The sequence below is a fragment of the Polyangiaceae bacterium genome (genome assembly GCA_015075635.1).
GTDB lineage: Bacteria > Myxococcota_A > Polyangia > Polyangiales > Polyangiaceae > JADJKB01.
On sequence record JABTUA010000002.1, the window covers coordinates 1,447,915 to 1,465,355 of the forward strand.

The 17,441-nt window shown below is 70.2% G+C and carries 13 protein-coding genes; 5 read left to right on the forward strand and 8 right to left on the reverse strand.

All coding sequences use genetic code 11. The features are described from left to right. Window positions 1-31 precede the first annotated feature (31 nt). From HS104_22785 to HS104_22795, 3 genes are read left to right on the forward strand one after another with little or no spacing between them, the layout of a single operon-like run. Window positions 32-826 carry an N-acetylmuramoyl-L-alanine amidase gene (locus HS104_22785; protein ID MBE7482789.1) on the forward strand — a complete coding sequence of 265 codons (795 nt, stop codon included), beginning with the start codon at window positions 32-34 and terminating at the stop codon, window positions 824-826. A 42-nt stretch (window positions 827-868) separates the two neighbouring features. After that, window positions 869-2,506, forward strand: coding sequence for a hypothetical protein (locus HS104_22790; GenBank protein ID MBE7482790.1), 1,638 nt, complete (start codon window positions 869-871; stop codon window positions 2,504-2,506). Window positions 2,507-2,537: 31 nt separating this feature from the next. Beyond that, window positions 2,538-2,894 (forward strand): hypothetical protein, encoded by a 357-nt coding sequence (locus tag HS104_22795; protein MBE7482791.1) that lies wholly within the window; start codon window positions 2,538-2,540, stop codon window positions 2,892-2,894. 46 nt (window positions 2,895-2,940) lie between these two features. Here the strand turns inward: HS104_22795 and HS104_22800 are convergent, their stop codons facing one another. The 4 genes from HS104_22800 to HS104_22815 form a co-directional block, all read right to left on the reverse strand. Next, complete coding sequence (locus HS104_22800) at window positions 2,941-3,333, reverse strand: type II toxin-antitoxin system VapC family toxin (GenBank protein MBE7482792.1); 393 nt, start codon at window positions 3,331-3,333, stop codon at window positions 2,941-2,943. A gap of 4 nt (window positions 3,334-3,337) precedes the next feature. Beyond that, window positions 3,338-3,577 carry a hypothetical protein gene (locus HS104_22805; GenBank protein ID MBE7482793.1) on the reverse strand — a complete coding sequence of 80 codons (240 nt, stop codon included), beginning with the start codon at window positions 3,575-3,577 and terminating at the stop codon, window positions 3,338-3,340. A gap of 65 nt (window positions 3,578-3,642) precedes the next feature. Next, window positions 3,643-6,519, reverse strand: coding sequence for a hypothetical protein (locus tag HS104_22810; protein ID MBE7482794.1), 2,877 nt, complete (start codon window positions 6,517-6,519; stop codon window positions 3,643-3,645). Between the two features lie 293 nt (window positions 6,520-6,812). Beyond that, complete coding sequence (locus HS104_22815; protein MBE7482795.1) at window positions 6,813-10,016, reverse strand: hypothetical protein; 3,204 nt, start codon at window positions 10,014-10,016, stop codon at window positions 6,813-6,815. Window positions 10,017-10,106: 90 nt separating this feature from the next. Between HS104_22815 and HS104_22820 the strand changes: the two genes are divergently transcribed. Next, entirely contained in the window at window positions 10,107-11,108 is a 1,002-nt protein-coding gene (locus tag HS104_22820; protein ID MBE7482796.1) for an aspartate-semialdehyde dehydrogenase, read from the forward strand. Further along, window positions 11,105-12,700: an FAD-dependent thymidylate synthase gene (gene thyX, locus HS104_22825; GenBank protein MBE7482797.1), complete on the forward strand. Its 1,596-nt coding sequence runs from the start codon at window positions 11,105-11,107 to the stop codon at window positions 12,698-12,700. The genes HS104_22820 and thyX overlap by 4 nt, the downstream gene beginning before the upstream one ends. Window positions 12,701-12,842: 142 nt before the next feature. On the opposite strand, the gene HS104_22830 is transcribed toward thyX, so the two are convergent. The 4 genes from HS104_22830 to HS104_22845 all read right to left on the reverse strand — a co-directional run bounded on the left by HS104_22830 (window position 12,843) and on the right by HS104_22845 (window position 17,327). Beyond that, the gene (locus HS104_22830; GenBank protein MBE7482798.1) at window positions 12,843-13,874 is read right to left on the reverse strand and encodes a CAP domain-containing protein; all 1,032 of its coding nucleotides are present in this window, start codon (window positions 13,872-13,874) and stop codon (window positions 12,843-12,845) included. A 37-nt stretch (window positions 13,875-13,911) separates the two neighbouring features. After that, a complete protein-coding gene (locus tag HS104_22835) occupies window positions 13,912-15,090 on the reverse strand; it encodes a VWA domain-containing protein (protein MBE7482799.1) in 1,179 nt (392 codons plus the stop codon). A gap of 60 nt (window positions 15,091-15,150) precedes the next feature. After that, on the reverse strand, window positions 15,151-15,909 hold the full coding sequence (locus HS104_22840) for a hypothetical protein (GenBank protein MBE7482800.1): 759 nt from the start codon (window positions 15,907-15,909) through the stop codon (window positions 15,151-15,153). Between the two features lie 119 nt (window positions 15,910-16,028). Beyond that, the gene (locus tag HS104_22845) at window positions 16,029-17,327 is read right to left on the reverse strand and encodes a DEAD/DEAH box helicase (protein MBE7482801.1); all 1,299 of its coding nucleotides are present in this window, start codon (window positions 17,325-17,327) and stop codon (window positions 16,029-16,031) included. Between the last annotated feature and the right edge of the window lie 114 nt (window positions 17,328-17,441).

A 17,441-nucleotide genomic window follows, 5' to 3' on the forward strand; every position in this document is an offset into this window, starting at 1 on the left:
TTGCCCGACGCTCGTGCGAAAGGCGCCGGTCTTGGCAGTGCTCGCGGGGCTCGCGCTGTCGAGCTGGGCGCTCGGTCGCGCCCTCGGCCCGACTTCCCCGCCCGCCTGGCCCGACGCGCGCGCCTCGCTCAGCCAGGTCCCCGCAGCCATCCCGCCGGGGTTCGGCACGCGCCGCGTCTACCTGGACGCGGGACATGGTGCGCCGGGCAACAGCGGCAACAAGAGCGCGTTCTGTCGCGACGAGCAGACGTTCACGCTGAGCCTGGCGGAGGAGCTCGGGGCGGCGCTGGCGCGCACCGGACACTTCGAGGTGAAGCTGAGCCGCGGGCGCGATCAGCTGGTGCCCTACGCCGATCGCGTCCGTGAGGCGGAGGCGTGGCCCGCCGACGTGCTCTTGAGCCTGCACTCCGACGTGCGGGGCAAGCGCGAGCTCTGGCAGCCGGAGCCCGACACCAGCTGCTCCCGAAGCCGGACGGCGCCCGGGTTCTCGCTGCTCTGGTCGGATCACGGCGAAGCGAGCCTCGGCGCCCGCCGAGTGGCGCTCGCTCGCGCGCTGGCGCGCTCGATGGAGTCCGCTGGATTCCTCGCCTACGACGGCGCGGACTACGTGAACACCTACGCGCCGGATGCGCAGCAGCCCGGCGTGTTCGTGGATCGCCACCCGACGAGCGAGCGCGTCTTCGTGCTCTGGCGCCCGAGCCTGCCCTCGGTCATCGTCGAGACCCACAACGCGCTCGACGATCGCGAGGCCGCGCGTTGGGAAGAGCCCGAGACGCGCGCGGCGTTCGCGGCCAGCGTGGTCACGGCGCTCGCAGCGCTGCGCTGACCCGCGATGACCTCCCGGGCAATTCGTGCGACACTCGGGAGCATGCGGTGGGGTCGGGTCTTCGCTGTCGCGCTCTTTTTCGGGTCGAGCTTGGCGGTGCCGAGCTGCGTGGAGGTGACGACGCCCAAGGGCGCGGTCCCGGCCAACTGTCCCTCCGGGACGACCAACTGCAACGGCCGCTGCGTGGACATCGGCACGGACGTGAAGCACTGCGGCGCCTGCGGCACGGCGTGCCCCGGCGGGCTCGTCTGCTCGGAAGGCGTGTGCGAGATCTCGTGCGCCAAGGGCACGACCGACTGCGGTGGAAGCTGCCTGAACCTCGACTGGACCAACCAGAGCTGCGGCGAGTGCGGCAACGCCTGCCCGCCCGGTGAGCTCTGCGCGGAGGGCGTCTGCGCCAAGACCTGCCCCGAGCCCTACACCAAGTGCGACGGCAAGTGCGTGGACCTCCAGACCGACGAGGGCAACTGCGGCGCCTGCCAAGCGGCCTGCGGAACCGGAGAAGAGTGCAAGGCGGGCGACTGCGCGCTCGCCTGCCCGTCGGGCTCCACGAAGTGCGGCGGTTCGTGCGTGAAGCTCCAGGCCGACGCCCAGCACTGCGGCGCCTGCAACAAGGCGTGCAAGGCCCCGGCGGTCTGCGCGAAGGGAAGCTGCGTCGGCGCTTGCCCCTCGGATCTCTTGCCGTGCGACGGCGCCTGCATCGACCCGCGCGACAACCCGCAGCACTGCGGCGCCTGCGGCAACGTCTGCGCCGCGACGGAGGAGTGCAAGAGCGGGAGCTGCCAGTGCAAGACTCTGTGCGGCACAGCGTGCGTGGACCCTCAGAGCGATCCGAAGCACTGCGGCGGCTGCGGGAAGTCCTGCGCGGCCACGCAGACGTGCGAGTTCGGCAGCTGCAAGTGCAAGGCCGACGCGGTCAAGTGCGGCAGCAGCATTTGCCCCGATCTGAGCACGAACGCCGATCACTGCGGCAGCTGCGGCAACGAGTGCGCCTCGGGCGCCATCTGCAGCGACGGCAAGTGCGGGTGTCCCATCGGCTTGACCCAGTGTGGGAACACCTGCGTGAACCTCCTGACCAACAAGAGCCACTGCGGCGCCTGCGGGGCGGCCTGCCCGGGCTCCTACTACTACGGGAACCCCCTCGTGTGCAGCGGCGGGCAGTGCGTGTGCCCGACGGGGCAGACCCAGTGCGACACCGGATGCGTGTACCTGGAGTCGGACGCGAGCCACTGCGGCGCCTGCGGCCAGGCCTGCACCGGCGGCAAGATCTGTGACGGCGGCAAGTGCGTCTGCAAGGCCGGCTTCACGGAGTGCTCGACGGGCTGCAAGAACCTCCAGACCGACGCCAAGAGCTGCGGCGCCTGCGGCCAGAGCTGCGCGGCGAACGAGGTGTGCATCGCCGGCGCCTGCACCTGCGCCGCCGGGGCGCTCTCGTGCGGCGGAGCCTGCGTCAACCCGTACAACGACACGTCCAACTGCGGCGCCTGCGGCGTGGTCTGCCCGGAGTACGCCCCCGACGCCGGCACCGGCTACTGCATGAGCGGGACGTGCTACTGCGGCGGCTTCGCTCAGCTCTGCGGCAACGCTTGCGTGAACGTCTCGTCGAACGCCGCGCACTGCGGCAAGTGCGACAACGCCTGCCCGGCGGGCCAGCTGTGCTCGGGCGGGAAGTGCGGCTGACGGCGCCTCCTGGTGGGCACGACGGGCGGACGTGACGTATCGACAAGCCCTCGTGTGCGCGTACTGCGGCGGCAGCGAGAGCACGCTGTGCTCGCGCTGTGGTTGCCGGCTCTGCGAGTCTCATCGCTCCACCAGAGAGGACGGGTGGTGTTGGGCTTGCGGCAAAGAGCTCGAGGACGAGCTCGACCTGGTGCAGTTCCGAGCGCTCATCAACACGCCGATGGAGAACCAGCCCGACGGCGGTGAGGCGCCGATGGAGTCGTGGATGACCCTGGCGCGATGGGTGGCGCGCTTTCGGCAGAAGCGCATGCGCCGGCGGATCGAGGGGCGCAGCCGCGACGAGATCGACGCTTGGCGCCGGCAGGCGGGGATCGTCACGCGCTGGTGAGACCAGCGCGGATGGGCCTCGGACCGCGCGGAGCGTCCAGGCGTCCTCAGTCCGCCAGCCAGTCCTCCACTCTGAGGCCGGGGACGCGCTTGAATTCCCGCGTGTTGTGGGTCGCGAGCGCTCGTCCGAGCGAGAGCGCGTGGGCCGCGATGAGGGTGTCGAGGGGTCCGATGGGTGTGCCACGCTTCTCGAGCAGGGCCCGGAGCTCTCCGTACCGCTCCGTAGCCTCTTCGTCGAAGGGTGATACCGCCACCTTGGATCGGAGCACGCGCAGGTTGGACTGAGCCCGCTTGGGCTGCGCGCTCTTGGCCACCCCGAAGCGAAGCTCTGCGAGCGTGATGGCGCTCATGCGGAGCTCCGAGGGCGAGTGGCGCTCGAGGTGCGGCTGGATGCGCTCGTCGCGGTTCAGGATGGCGATGCAGACGTCGGTGTCGAGCAGGAGTTCACAAAGGGCGGCGCTTCTCGTGGCTCCGCGTCGGGTGGCGCCTCACCGGGTGCTTCAGCGGCTTCAGCCGGTCCCAGAAGTCGGCCCAACCGGCCGGCTCTTCGATGGGGGTGAGCACCAGCGTCTTGCCGCGGCGTCGGACCAGAACCTCGCCGCTCTCGAGGCGCATCTGCTTCGGCAGGCGCACGGCCTGGCTGCCGCCCGACCAGAAGACCTTCGCGTGGGCTTCGTTCGACATCCATACATTCCGCATGTCTGGCTTCGGCAGAGGTGCACGCCGGCTCGGCGCCGGCTGCTCGAACTTCACTCCACCCAGTCGATCTCGCTGGGCGCCATGGTGCGGTAGCGCTTGTCCACCTCGTCCATCAGCTCCAGGAACCAGCTCTCGATCTTGGGCCCGGCGTCGCGCACGCTGTCCGTGTAGAAGGTGCCGCGGATGCACTCCGCCTCGTCCTTGCCGGGCCGGCAGCGCCCGTCCACGTAGACCATGATGGCCTTCGGCAGGCGCGTGGCCGTCGAGTCGCCGGGGAAGTTCATCCAGTTCGTCAGGAAGATGATCGCCGCCTTCAGGTCTTCCGGCGTCTGGCCGTAGCCGTGGAGCAGGTAGATGACCGGGAAGCGCTTGGTCTGGAGATCCTCGTGGGCGTAACCCGGCGGCAGGTTGACGCTGACGGGCCCTTTGCGCCCCCGCGAGTCGGTGAACTCCCAGTCGCAGCCGCCGTTGACCTCGCAGGCGGTGGCGTCCGGCGCGGGAGCGACGTTGCTGTCCTCGTGGTGCTTGCGGGGCGCGTCCGGCCAGCGGCTGCCGATGAAGTACAGCGCCGACTGCAAGCGGCGGGCGATCTCGTCCACGGTGCCCACGTGCTGGCCCGAGCCGAGATCGATGTCCTTCTGCGCCGGATCGATCTTGCCGTAGCGCAGCATCACGCCGCCGGGGATCGAGCTCCAGTCCAGGTCGCTGCCGGTGAAGATCTTCGGATCCTTGGGGTTCTGACCCGGGATGTTGTGCGTCTCGGTGTAGTAGTGGGTGATTCGGTTGCGCGAGAACCACGCCCCGGAGAGCGCCTGCGCGTCCACCGCGAAGTTGAACAGGTCGCGCGTGCCGCCGTCGGTCCATAGATCCAGGCGCGCGAGCGCCGCGTCGTCGAGAGGCTTCGGCTGCGTCCCCATCGGGTGCTGCTCGATGACGGTGCGGGAGTCGCGCTCCAGGAAGGTGCGGTAGCCCGGCGCGTAGTCGAGCTTGCCGTTGCCTTCCCCGAAGTCGTAGGGGCTGCTCTTGGTGTTCGGCACGCCGTCGAGGCCGTCGTCCTTGAACGGCTCGCCTTCGTCCCAGCGGTAGTTGCCCTCGAGGCCGCTCGGGTTGTACTGCGGGTGCCAGTCGTCGCCGGCCGGGTCCTCGTTCACCCCGGCCTGGTAGCCCGGCTCCTGCTCGCTCGGCAGGCCGTCCTTGCCGAAGTCGTCGAAGGGCTCGTGGCCCGCGCGGATCAGCGGCTCGTCCAGATCGCGCTTGCCGTCACCGTTGTAGTCCACGGCCAGGGCCAGCTCGAGGGGCTTGTCGTTTCCGGTGGGCTTCCAGGTGTTGGCCCAGGGCGACAGCGTCGAGTCCTGCGGCGAGCCGTCGCACACGGTGATGACCGGGAAGGTGCCCTTCGGGTTGAACTCGTCGTCGTAGTAGTTCTGGAGCGTGGTGGTGTACTTGCAGCGCTCCTTCGGACAGTTCTGGTCGAGCTCCTGCTGCTTCTCCTTGTCCGGGCCGTCGAGGGGATCGACCCAGACCGCGCACTCCCTCCCCGGGTGATCGCCGACGACGGTCTTGTCCATGGGCGAGATCCCGGCGGGCAGGTTCTCGCCGCCCTGCTCTGCGTTGTAGCCGTTCGGGTTGCCGAACATCAGCGCCAGGTCGCGGAAGATCTGCACGTACTCGGCGCGCGGGAAGCTGCCACCGTTGCCGATCTTCGGGTACTCGTACCACCACTGGTTGAAGGTGCTCGGGTGCTCGTAGGGCAGCGTGGGCGTGGGCATGGGCCCGAGCGCGGTCGGCGGAGTGGTGCCGTCGTTCGGCAGCCAGCCGCCCAGGTGATTCCGATAGATGTGCCCGAGCATCCAGGTCCAGTCCACCGGGCCGCCGAGCGGCGCGAGCACGTCGAACTTGTCGTGGTTGCGCAGGCCGAACATGGCGGTGCCGCCGCCGCCCATGGAGATGCCGATCAAGGCGCGGTGGGTGAGCTTGCGCGTGCGCTTCTTCTCGCCACCGTCGCTCTGCACGACGGCCTGATAGGTGCCGAGCCAGGGCGCCAGGAACTCTAGGCTGTAGCCGGCGTCGGTGCGCACGATGCGCGGGTTGGCGATGGGGATCGCCCGGGGCTTCTGCGCCCGCGGGCCGGTGTAGCTCACCGTGACGTGGCGCAGCTGCGCCGCGTCCGGCATCACCGCGGGGTTCATCGGGACGGCGAAGGGGATCTCGCGCTGCAAGCGCTTGTCGCCGGGGCCGAAGCTGACCGCTGGTCCGAGCGCGGTGTACCCCGCAGGAACCTGGTCCTTGCCGCAGCCGATGGTCACGTCGAAGGGCTCGACGCCCCACAAGTAGCTGCCGCTGTTCGGCTTGGTGCCGCCCACCTGAAGCCCGATGCTGGCGCCGGCGAGTCCGCCGCTGCCCTTCACCGTCTTGCCGTCGTCGAGCTTGCCCGCGCCGCTGCCGCTGCACGCCGGGATGTCCGCCGTCATCACCTCGACCGGCAGCTCCGTGGTCGCGTCGGTGCCGTCCCCCTTGGGGAATCTCGCCGTGAGCGTCGCCGTCCCCACGCCCTTGCCGGTCACCTTGACGCGCACCTTCGCCTTGGTCAGGTAGAGCTCCTCCGCAGGCGGTGCCGCGACGATGCTCGCGTCGCTGCTCTCGAACGTGAGCTTGGTGGGCAGACACACGTCGGGATTCACGATCACGTCGAGCTCGCGGGTCTGACCCGGCGCGAGCACGCTGGTCGGCGGCTGGAACTGGATCTTCACGAAGCCGGGGTTGGGCGGCCACTCGCAGATCTCCCCGGGCTCGGGCTTCGGATACTGCGGCTTGGTCGTACCCGTGCCGCCCTCCTCGCTGTCCGAGCAGCTGGCGACGAGCACTGCGGCGGACGCCGCCAAGACGGGAAACGAAACCGCGAGCGAACGAGCGACGAAGCGACGCAAGGTAGGCCTCCGAAAGCCGAAGGTTAGCGGCCCTTTCGCGCTTTGTCGGAGAACTTACTCCGGCGCCGGGAAAAACCCGCTGAAACTCCCACCCAGGTCAGTCGAGCCCGCGCCGACAACAAGAAGCGTCCGCGTGAAGGGGCCGGGGGGGGGACAGCCTCGCTCCACGCGGACGAGCATCAGGTAGCAGTCCGCGTCGGAAATTGCAAATACCGAGAAGCGCTCGGTTATGTCGGGTTGCGCCGCTGCGCGCGTCGTCTTTCAGGTTTGCAAGACGAGCGTGCGCAACTCCGCTAACGCACACAGCGGAAACCCCAACGCCGACCTGCGCGCCCGCGCTCGTCGAGCACCATCGGGATCGATTCGCGCCCGCTCGCGAACGAAGCGTCGGCGCGCGCGATGCGCGCCGGAACGTCGGTGTCCGCCTCGGCGCTCAGTACTTCTACGCAGAGCCCTTCGGGTTGTACGAGCATCTTCGCCTGCATGTTCCGAGACCGGACGCCGTCCGCGCTCTGCACGTAGTCCACGTAGGGCTCGACTGGCGGATCGCCGACGAGCAGCCAACCGTCCGCGCCCTGCGCGCACGCGGGCGGCAGCCGCGCGAGATCCGCCGGATCGATCGTGAGCATGTCGAGCGCATCACCCGTCTCGGGATCGATCGAGTAGACGAACCACTGCGTCGCCGCGCCACGGGTGCGGCGGGCCTCGACCCAGATGCCGAGCGCGTCGCCGCGAGCGTTGCGGACCAGGTTCACCACCAGCGTGGTGTTCGGGCGCCAGCCACCGGTCATCGGGTAGTCCCGGAGCTGCACCACGCGACCCGCGTCCACCTTGAACAGACGGAACGAGCTGCCGGAGACGTACGAGCCGAGGTACCAGGTGCTGCCGACCTTCACCGCGCCCGAGAGCTGATACAGGCCCCACTTCGCCGCGTCCTGCACGTTGACGGCGCCGCGGCCTTCCTCCAGGAGCAGCAGCTCCGTGGTCCCGCGGGCGTTCACCAGCATCGCCGCCGCGCGGCCCGAGGGCTCGAGCACCGGGAACCAGGCGCTCGGTTGGTTGTAGTCGCGACCGAAGACCTGCGACGCGGCGATGGCGTCGTTCCAAGGTGCGCGCGCGGTGGCCGTGGACCAGACAGCACGGTTCAGGGAGAACGAGTCGTACGCGCGCAGCACGAAGCTCCCGACGCGATCCCAGCTGGCGCCGCGCGCACCCCAGGCGTACCCCCGTACCTGCGCGCCCAGGTGCTCGGTGCCCATGTCGAAGCCGAGCTCGGCGGCCTTCTTCGGCGGCGGGGCCACGCCCTTGAACGCCAGCCACTCGCTGCTCTTCAGCTCGTCCGCCGTGGGCGCCGCCGGCGGCGGCATGCCCCAGCGGTGCCGCCCCCAGACGCCGCCGATGCCGACCACGCCCGCTTCGTCGTCGCGCTCGGGAACCTTGCGCTCGGGCTTCGGCGCCGGCCCCACCACCTCGCCGGTCGGCGCGCAGCTGATGTTCCAGCGCCCGCCGCGGCTCGCCGGCATGGGCGAGTACTTCGGCGCGTCCACCACCTCGATGTCGTTCGTCTCCGTCTTGCCGCGCCAGCCGACGCGCATCCACGAGCTCGACACGCAGCCGACGCGCGAGCAGCCGCGCTCCGCGCTCTCCCCGCTCCTGGCGCGCGCCACCGGATCTGCCGTCTCCGCGGGCAGGTCCACCTCGCGCCAGGTGAAGCCGCCGTCGATGCTCTCGTTGGCGCTGCCGCCACGCCCGAGCACCAGCGCCAGATCCGTCGAGATCAGCGCGCGATCGATGTCGCTCTCGATGCGCCCGACGTGCACCGCTCCGTCCAGATCGACGCGCACGCCCACGAACGGTCCCGCCGCGACTACCCAGCCGGCGAGCTGCTTCTTCCACTTGGGCTTCGGGGCCTTCGCCGTCTTGTCGCTGCCAGGGGCGTTCTTGCCCTTCTTGCGCAGCACCTTCTCGACCAGGGGCGAGGCCTTCGGCTTGTCGTCGCCGCCCGCCGACTCGCGCTCGATGAAGCCCTCGAGCCAGAGGCCCTTCTTCAGCATCGCGACGCTCTGCACGTCGTCCTTCGGCAGCTTCAGCTTCACCGTCTTGGCGCTGCCGTCCGCGGCCACGATGGTCAGCGTGCCCGGCGCGCCCAGGCGGGGCGGGACCAGCACCGCGGTCCCGCCGTCCGACAGCGCCACCAGGCGCTCGACGCCCAGATCACCGCGCACGCGCATCTCGCTCTGTCGCCCGTCGCGGGTGCGGATGCAGTACGCCCCGACGGCGCCCGCCTGCTTGCCCACGCAAGGCCCGCGCACCACCAGCGCGCCGTTGCCGCTCGGCGCGACGAAGCGCGGTTCGTCGAAGCGCATCACCGGCTCGAGCGACAACGGCTTCTTGTACGCGTAGACCACCGTCCCACCGCGCTCTTGCCCGCACACGAAGCCGAAGCCGTCGCCCAGCGGCACGCCGTGACAGCTGGAGCCCGGGGGGAAGGCGCGCTCCGCCACGTCGAGCAGTCGCCCGTCGCGCAGCCTCACGCGGGCGAGCACGCCGTCCTTCGCCACCAGCGCCGAGTCCGGCGCGTCCGGCATGCCGTGCAAGATGGCCTCGCGGAGCGGCAGCTTGCCCAGAGGGCCCACGGCCGGCGGCGGCGGCGGCTCGGGCGGGGCCGGCGCGGTCACGGTCGGAGCGACGGCCACGCCCTTCTTGCCCGCGCCCACGAAGGTCGCGTCGTCGTCGGTGACTTGAGCGCGCTGGCGCAGCCGGCCCGAGGCGTCGAGCACGAAGCGCCCCAGGCTCGAGTTGATGGCGATCTCGCCCTTGTCCAGGTAGACGCCGTAGCTCTGCGAGAGACCCAGCGGGCGCCAGCTCGCGCCGGCGTCGAAGGTCGCGAGCACGCCTCGGAACGGCACCTCCACCACGCCCAGCCAGGCGTCGGCGAAGGCCATGCTCGAGTACGCCGGCGAAGCAGGCAGCGGACCGAGATCGGTGGCCTTGCCGGTCTGCGGATCGAGCGCGACCACGTCGAACGAGCGCTGGTCCTGGAGGTAGATGCGGTCGAAGCCGTCCACGATGCGCTCGGCGTCGAAGTCCACGTTGGCGAACGGGACGACGTCGTCCGTCCAGCCCTCCGCCTTCCACAGGTGGGTCGAGCCGGAACCCGAGGCGTGGAACAGGAAGCCGCCGCCGAGGCGCGCCGGCAGCTTCAGCGCGCGGACCACCCGCCCGGTCGGGAAGGTCTGACGGCTGCGCTCGAGGGAGCCGTCCGGACGCGCGAGCACGCGCATGCCCCGCGAGATGAAGCGCGTCGAGCCGTCCGGATCCTTCTCGACAAGCGAGGCCGAGGCGTCCGGCAGCGCCACGATGCGCGCCGGCGTGACCACCTTGAGCGGCGGCGCCACCGAGCCCTTGCCGAGCGGCGCGTCCGAGCCGCCGCCGCTCGCGTGGGCGCAGGCGCCTCCCGCCAGAGCGAGCACGGGGAGAACGCGGCGGCGGAGCATCGCGGCCGGAGCGTAGCAGATCGCCGAATGGTCGCGGAGCGGCTCGCTCTGCGCTACTCTCCGCTGCCTTTCGGGCCCGGAGAAGCGAAGATGAACCTGGTGGTGGCAGTGGTCGGTGCGACCGGCGCGGTCGGTCGCGAAATGCTCCGTACCTTGGAGCGGCGAGAGTTCCCGGCGGAGCGCGTGATCGCGCTCGCCTCCGCCAGGAGCGCCGGCAAGAAGCTGCCGTTCCGCGGCGAGGAGCTCACGGTCGAGACCCTTGGGCCGAAGTCGTTCGAGGGCGTGAAGATCGCGCTCTTCAGCGCCGGCGCCGCCGTCTCCCGCGAGTACGGTCCCATCGCCGCCGCGGCCGGCGCCGTGGTCATCGACAACTCGAGCGCCTGGCGCATGGACGACGAGGTCCCGCTCGTGGTGCCGGAGGTGAACCCGCAGGCGGTGATGCACCGCAAGAAGGGCATCATCGCCAACCCCAACTGCAGCACCATCCAGATGGTGGTGGCGCTCAAGCCGCTGCACGACGAGGCGCGCATCCGGCACATCGTGGTCAGCACCTACCAGGCCACGAGCGGCAAGGGTCACGCGGCCGTCGAGGAGCTGGAGACGCAGATCGCCGCCATCGCCAGCGGCAAGCAGCCCGAGCCGAAGATCTTCCCGGGCCAGATGGCGATGAACGTGCTCTCCGACTGGAAGCCGGGCAAGGACGGCTACAGCGAGGAAGAGCTGAAGATGGTCAACGAGACCCGCAAGATCATGGGCGACGCGGAGATCGGCGTGACCCCGACCTGCGTGCGCGTGCCCGTCGTGACCGGTCACAGCGAGAGCGTTCACGTGCGCTTCGAGCGTCCGCTCAGCGCGGCCCGCGCCCGCGAGCTCCTTGCCAAGGCGCCCGGCATCGTGCTGGTGGACGACGGCAACTACGCACCGGGCAAGGAGCCGCAGCCGCTCCAGGCCGCCGACACCGATCCGGTCTACGTCGGTCGCGTGCGCGACGACCTGGCGGTGCCCGGCGCGCTCAACCTGTGGGTGGTGGCGGACAACCTGCGCAAAGGCGCCGCGCTGAACGCCGTGCAGATCGCCGAGCTCATCGCATGACCGAGACGAGCCGCCCCGTCTCCCCCGGCGCCGAGCAGATCCTCGGCCTCTACTTCCCGGTGCTCGACCACGGCTTCGTGTCGCTGGTCGATTACATGGGCACCGACGAGTGCATCGAGCGCGCCGCCCGCGTGAGCTACGGTTACGGCACACGCAAGGCGCAGATGACCCGCGGCCTGCTCCGCTACCTGCGCCGCCACCTGCACACCACGCCCACGGAGATGGTGGAGCTGAAGTTCCACTGCTGTATGCCGATGTTCGTGGCAAGGCAGTGGATTCGTCACAGGACGGCGTGCCTGGCGGGAGACGCGCTCCTCCACTTCGACCTCCCAGGTGCCGAGAAGCGCGGCAGACGGCAGCGCCACAACGTGACTATCGCCGACTTCCACCGCATGTGGACGCAGGGGACGGCGCACCGAGACTCCCTCTCGCGCATGCGCCTCCGCAGCTGCGATGAGGAGACCGGCGAGGTCATCCACACGAGCGTCGTGGACGTGTGGGAGAGCGGGGTGAAGCCCGTCTTCCGGGTCACGCTGGAGAACGGCTACACCCTGAAGATGTCGAAGGACCACCGCTGCCTCACCGAGCGCGGTTGGCTGACGCTGGAGCAGGCGACGGGGGTTCGCCTGACCTCGGGGAACGCCGTGACTTGGAACGGCGACGCGCCGGCCTTCGCGGTGAACGGTACGCCGGCCTACCGAGATCGAGACTGGCTCCGCGCGCGGCGCGCCGAGGGGCTCAGCGTCGATGAAATCACCTCGCGGGCGGCCCTGACTCTGGTGCGAACGTTCTCCAGAGTCGCCCGCATCGACTACGTCGGCGAGGAGATGACCTACGACCTGGAGGTCGCGGGGCCATATCACAACTTCGTCGCAGACGGCTTCATCGTGCACAACAGCGTGAACGAGTACTCGGGGCGCTACTCCCTCATGCCCATGCTCTTCTACACCCCGAGCGAAGAGCAGCTCCAGACCCAGAGCGCGAAGAACAACCAGGGGCGCAGCGGCCAGAGCGTGCCGGCGGAGCAGTACCAGGAGGCCGTCGCGCGCTGGAACGAGATCCGAAGGCTCTCCCAGTCCGCCTACGAGTGGATGACGAACCAGGAGATGGCGCGGGAGCTCGCGCGCATCGACCTGCCGCTGTCCACGTACACGCAGTGGTACTGGAAGATCGACCTGCACAACCTGCAACACTTCCTCAAGCTCCGGGTGGACAGCCACGCGCAGTGGGAGATCCAGGAGTACGGGCGCGTGATGGCGGGCATGCTGAAGAAGCTGGCGCCGCACTCCTACGAGGCCTGGATCGACTACGACGTGTGCGGCTCGCGTTTGAGCCGCATGGAGCTCGAGGCGCTCCGCAAGCTGGTCAGCGCCAAGGCCGATGGCCTGAGCGCCACCGGCGCGAGCCTCGACACGCCGGCGCTGGAGGCCTTGGGCCTGTCGAAGCGCGAGCAGGCCGAGCTGATCGAGAAGCTCTCGCCGATGGAGCGCCCCGACTTCGAGCTCGACCTGAGCCAGGCGAAGCCGCCGGAGCACTTCGCCGAGCGCATGAACGCCGCGGTGCCGAAGGGGGACGGGGCGCCGGTGGAGTGAGGTCGCCGGCGATCACCGGACGAGCCTCCGCGCCGCCAGCGCCTCGCCGAGCGCGCTGAGACCGACCGCCGAAAGTCTTGTTCCACGAAATTCTGCCATCTGGTGGTGGAATTTCTGCGAGCTCCGTTGTCGGCAGAACCAGTCAAGGAAAGATCGGCGTCGCGCCGCAATCCACCATCTGAACCTCGTAGACGATGGGCAGCTGGGCGATCCCATCGAGCTTCACGCCCTCGATGCGGACGCTCCACCTGTCGCCCATCGCCGGTATCGGCGCGGGCAGCCAGCCAGCCGCGTCGGCGCCGACGTAGGCCTGAAGCGGGTGCAGGTCGAGCTCCAGCGGCACCGGCTGCCCCGTCTTCTCGTCGACCAGCTTCAGCGTCGCGCCGGAGAAGTCCGCTCCCTGCCAGCTCAGCGACCAGGGTACGCGATAGGGTGTGGCGAGGTTGGTGATGGCCGCGAGCGCGTGCGGGAACGCGCCTGCGGGCGGGTACGCGACCGGCGCCGGCGTGCGCGCCAGGTCGAGGTCCATGGATCCCTTGAAGGTCACCACGCAGCTGGCGCTCAGTCGCCCGTACTTCCCGCCGGGACCGGCATCGAACCAGCCGTAACCCAGCCCCGCGAACTGCGGATAGAGCAACCAGCGCCGGTGCCCAGGGTCGTCCTCGTTGCCGAAGTCGAACATGAACACGTCGATGCTCTGGGCCGGAGATGCGTAGGCGTAGCCCAGGTTGGCGTCGCCGGCGGTCTCCGCACCGGCGGCGGTGTAGCACGGCCAGTCGGTGCTCGGATTGTGGCTGAGCTTCTCCGCTACTCCCATCATCATGGCGCAGTCCTGCGCGGGCTCCGTCAGCGACGGATCCGGCTCGTCCGTCTTCGTGAGCCCGAGCCACTCACGGTAGAAGTCGATGCGCTGCCGGTACTGGGCGACGCCCTCGGCCGTGATCGTGCCGGCAACGCAAGACAGATCGGAGCCCGTAACGGCGGGCGCCGACGACACGGGGTAGCGCTGCGCGTAGTAGGTGCAGAGCTCGGTCTCGCTCTTCCCCGAGAGCCGCAGCACCGCTTCGCTCCCGGCGCCGCCCCCGCTCCCCCCGGAGCCGCCAGCCCCGGAGTCCGAGCCCGAGCAACCCCAGAGACCGCTCGCCGCGAGGCCGAGCGCGAACAGCAGCCGCATGCCCGTGCTACGGCGCGGCCCCGAGCGCCCTTCCTCCTCAAGACGGCGTCGGCTTGTCGCAAGCGTAGATGACGTCGATGTCCTTCACCTTGCCCTGCTGGATGAGCCCACAGGCCGAGCCGTGGAACGTCAGCGTGTTCGTCTGCGCGTCGTAGGCGAAGCCGTTGTTCGGATCGTTGGGCACGCCGGTCGGATCCTTGTCGAAGAACACCCAGAGCGACCCGGAGGGCGGGACCTGATCGAGCTTGAAGGTGCAGGTCGCGACGTTGGTGGCGATCTGGGAGAGCGCCGACTGGAGCTGACCCGCGTTCTCGGCCTGGAAGTAGGGCGCGGTGCCCGCAGCCTTGGCGATGGAGGTGAGCTCCGAGGCGTTCACGTCGCCGGAGAAGCCGACCACGTAGGTCTTCACGGAGACCGGCTGAGCGAGCAGCTGCGTCGCCGCCTTGGCGCCCCCGCCGCCGCAGTTGTCGGCGCCATCGGTGACCAGCACGATGACGTTGGGGCGGTCCGCGACCTGCAAGCTCACCTCGCCGAGCAGCCCGTTCAGCGTCCCGCCGATCACCGTCTCGTTCTTCCCGCTGTTGCAGAGTTGCGTGGCGGCGATCGTCTTCTGGATGTCGCTGGTGTACGAGCCGATGGGGTTCGAGATCTTGCCCGGCGCGCAGCCGGCGCCGTTGCAGGCGGAGAACATCACCAGCCCGAAGCCGATGGTGTCCTTGTAGCTCGCGAAGAGCTGCGCCAGGGCCTCCTGCGCCACCTGCCAGCGGCTCTTCCCCGCGCCGGGCACGCTCTTGCCCATGCTCCCCGAGCGGTCGAGCACGATCATGACGTTGGGCTTGAGCGCGGTGATCGTGAAGGGCTTCGCCCCGCAGCCGCCGCCCGGGGCGCACTTGCCCGCGGTCGAGTCGCAGGCGAGCCCCCCGGCGCAGTCCGCGTCGGCCTTGCAGGTGCCGTCCGGGATGCACGCGCCCGACGCGCTGCAGAACGAGCCGCTCGCGCAAGGCCCGCCGCACCCGACGCTGGGGCCGCTGCCGCCACCCCAAGCTCCACCGCCACCCGAGGCCCCGCCCAGTGAGAGCCCTCCGTCTTGCCCGGAGCCTCCGCTTCCGGGCAAGGCGCCCGGCTCCTCCCCCTCGCCGTCGGCCGCCGCGGCTCCGCAGCCGACCGCGAACAAGAGGACTCCTGCACCGATACCCAGGCGAAGCGTCGCGGACACGTGGACCTCGTACCGAAGACACGCCCGGAAGGCGGGCCTTGCACCGCCCGACTGCCCCGCTCACTGAAACGTGATCACCACCAGCGACGCGCTCGGGAAGTCGAAGCTCGCCTTCGCGGCGACGGTCGGGCCGTCCAGGTAGGCTCCGTACGAGATCTGACACGAGCCCTGCGGGCCCGGCGCGCAGCCGCAGATGCCGACGTCGAGGCAGGTGATCGACATGGCCGCCTCCGCCATCGCGGCGTAGCTGCCCGGGAGCGCGACCACGCGGCGATCGCAGGTGGGCGGCGCGTACTGGGGCTCGAAGTAGCAGGCGTTCGGCATGCTCACGTTCTGGAACGTCGTGCCGTTCCAGCTCTCGTCCCAGTAGCCGCCCGGGTTGATCATCACCACCGGCGGGATCATGCAGGCGTCGGTGCACCAGTCGCCGTGCTGCTGGAGCGCCTCGCAGGTGTGGCCGCAACCGCCGGGGAACATTTGCACCAGGCCGTTCGGCCCCGTGAGGTCGAACAGCGGCTCGGGGCCGCAGGTGTTGCCGCCGCCCAGGTAGATGGGCACGGAGAGCGCGTTCTTGAAGCGCACGGTGACGCTCTGCGCCGGGTCCTCGTCGGCGAAGTCGGCGCAGCTGAGGCCGCCGCCCACGCCTCCGCCGCCGCTGCCCGAGACCGCACCAGAGCCGCCGGAGCCGCCGCCCCCGGTGGAGCCGCCACCTCCGGTGGAGCCGGCGCTGCCGCCGGTGCCAGCGTCTTGGCTGGTGGAGCCGCCGCAGGCGAGAGCGGTCGCGGCGATGAGCAAGGCGAAGAGGAGTCGAGCCGACATGCCGCTCCCCTCAGCAACGCCCGTGCCGCGGACGGCACGGGCCTTCGACCGGGAAAACCCGGCCTCGTGTGCCAGCCCCGTGCCACTTGGGCGGACGGGGCTGTCATGCCGTCAGCGATTCAGCGATAGCCGCGGCGGAAGCTGCGCGGACGGCGGCGGGGGCCCGCCGGCGTCGCCGGCTGCGCCTCGGCGCGCGGGGCGTCGTTCCGAGCGGGCTCGTTCCGAGCGGCCTCGTGGCGCGTCGGCGCGTGGCGCGCGGGCTCCTGCGTGCGGCCGGCCGGCAGCGGCGGCAGCGAGGCGGCCTCCGCGACCGGGACCTTCTGGCGGATCAGGCGCTCGATGTCGCGCAGGAAGGCGCGCTCCTCGCCGTCGCAGAACGAGACCGCGGTGCCCGTGGCGCCCGCGCGACCGGTGCGCCCGATCCGGTGCACGTAGCTCTCCGGGATGTTCGGCAGCTCGAAGTTCACGACGTGCGAGATGGCGTCGATGTCGATGCCACGCGCGGCGATGTCGGTGGCGACCAGCACGGGGATGCGCCCGGCCTTGAAGTCGCCCAGCGCCCGCTCGCGGGCGCTCTGGCTCTTGTTGCCGTGGATCGCCGCTGCGGGGATGCCGCTGCGGGTCAGCTGCTCGGCGACCTTGTTGGCGCCGTGCTTGGTGCGGGTGAAGACCAGCGTGCGCTCCACGCCCTCGGCGCGCAGCACGCGCTCGAGCAGCGCGCGTTTGTCGGCGCGATTCACGAAGTAGACCGACTGGCTCACGAGCTCGGTGGTCGAGGCGACCGGCGTGACCGCCACGCGGACGGGGTTCGTCAGGATGCTCTGCGCCAGCTCACCGATGTCCTGGGGCATGGTCGCGGAGAAGAGCAGCGTCTGTCGCTGCTTCGGCAGCTCGCGGATCACGCGCCGCACGTCGTGGATGAAGCCCATGTCGAGCATGCGGTCGGCCTCGTCGAGCACGAACACCTCGAGGGAGTCGAGGCGCACGAAGCCCTGGGACATCAGGTCGAGCAGGCGACCCGGCGTGGCGACGACGATCTCGGCACCGCGCGCCAGGGCTTGCTCCTGCGGGCGCTGGCCCACTCCGCCGTAGATGACGGTGTGACGGAGCCCCAGGTGCTTGCCGTAGGCCTCGGTGCGCTCGCCGATCTGCGCGGCCAGCTCGCGGGTGGGCGTGAGGATCAGCGCGCGGATCTTCTTCTGACTCGGGCGAGCCGCCAGGCGTTGCAAGATGGGCAGCACGAAGGCCGCCGTCTTGCCGGTGCCGGTCTGCGCGCAGCCGAGCAGATCGCGCCCGTCGAGCAGGGCCGGGATCGACTGAATCTGGATGGGGGTGGGGACCTCGTAGCCTTCGTTCGCCACGGCGCGGACCAGTTGGGCCATCAAGCCGAGCTCGGCGAAGGGGGAGGGAGGAGTCATGGGAGCCGTGCGGGCGGGCGAGGGCCCGAGCCGCTCGGGGCTGAAGGAATTCATCTAGGAAACAACACACTTTCTGGCGGCGGATTTGCCGCGTTCGTCACGTTCTCGGAGCGT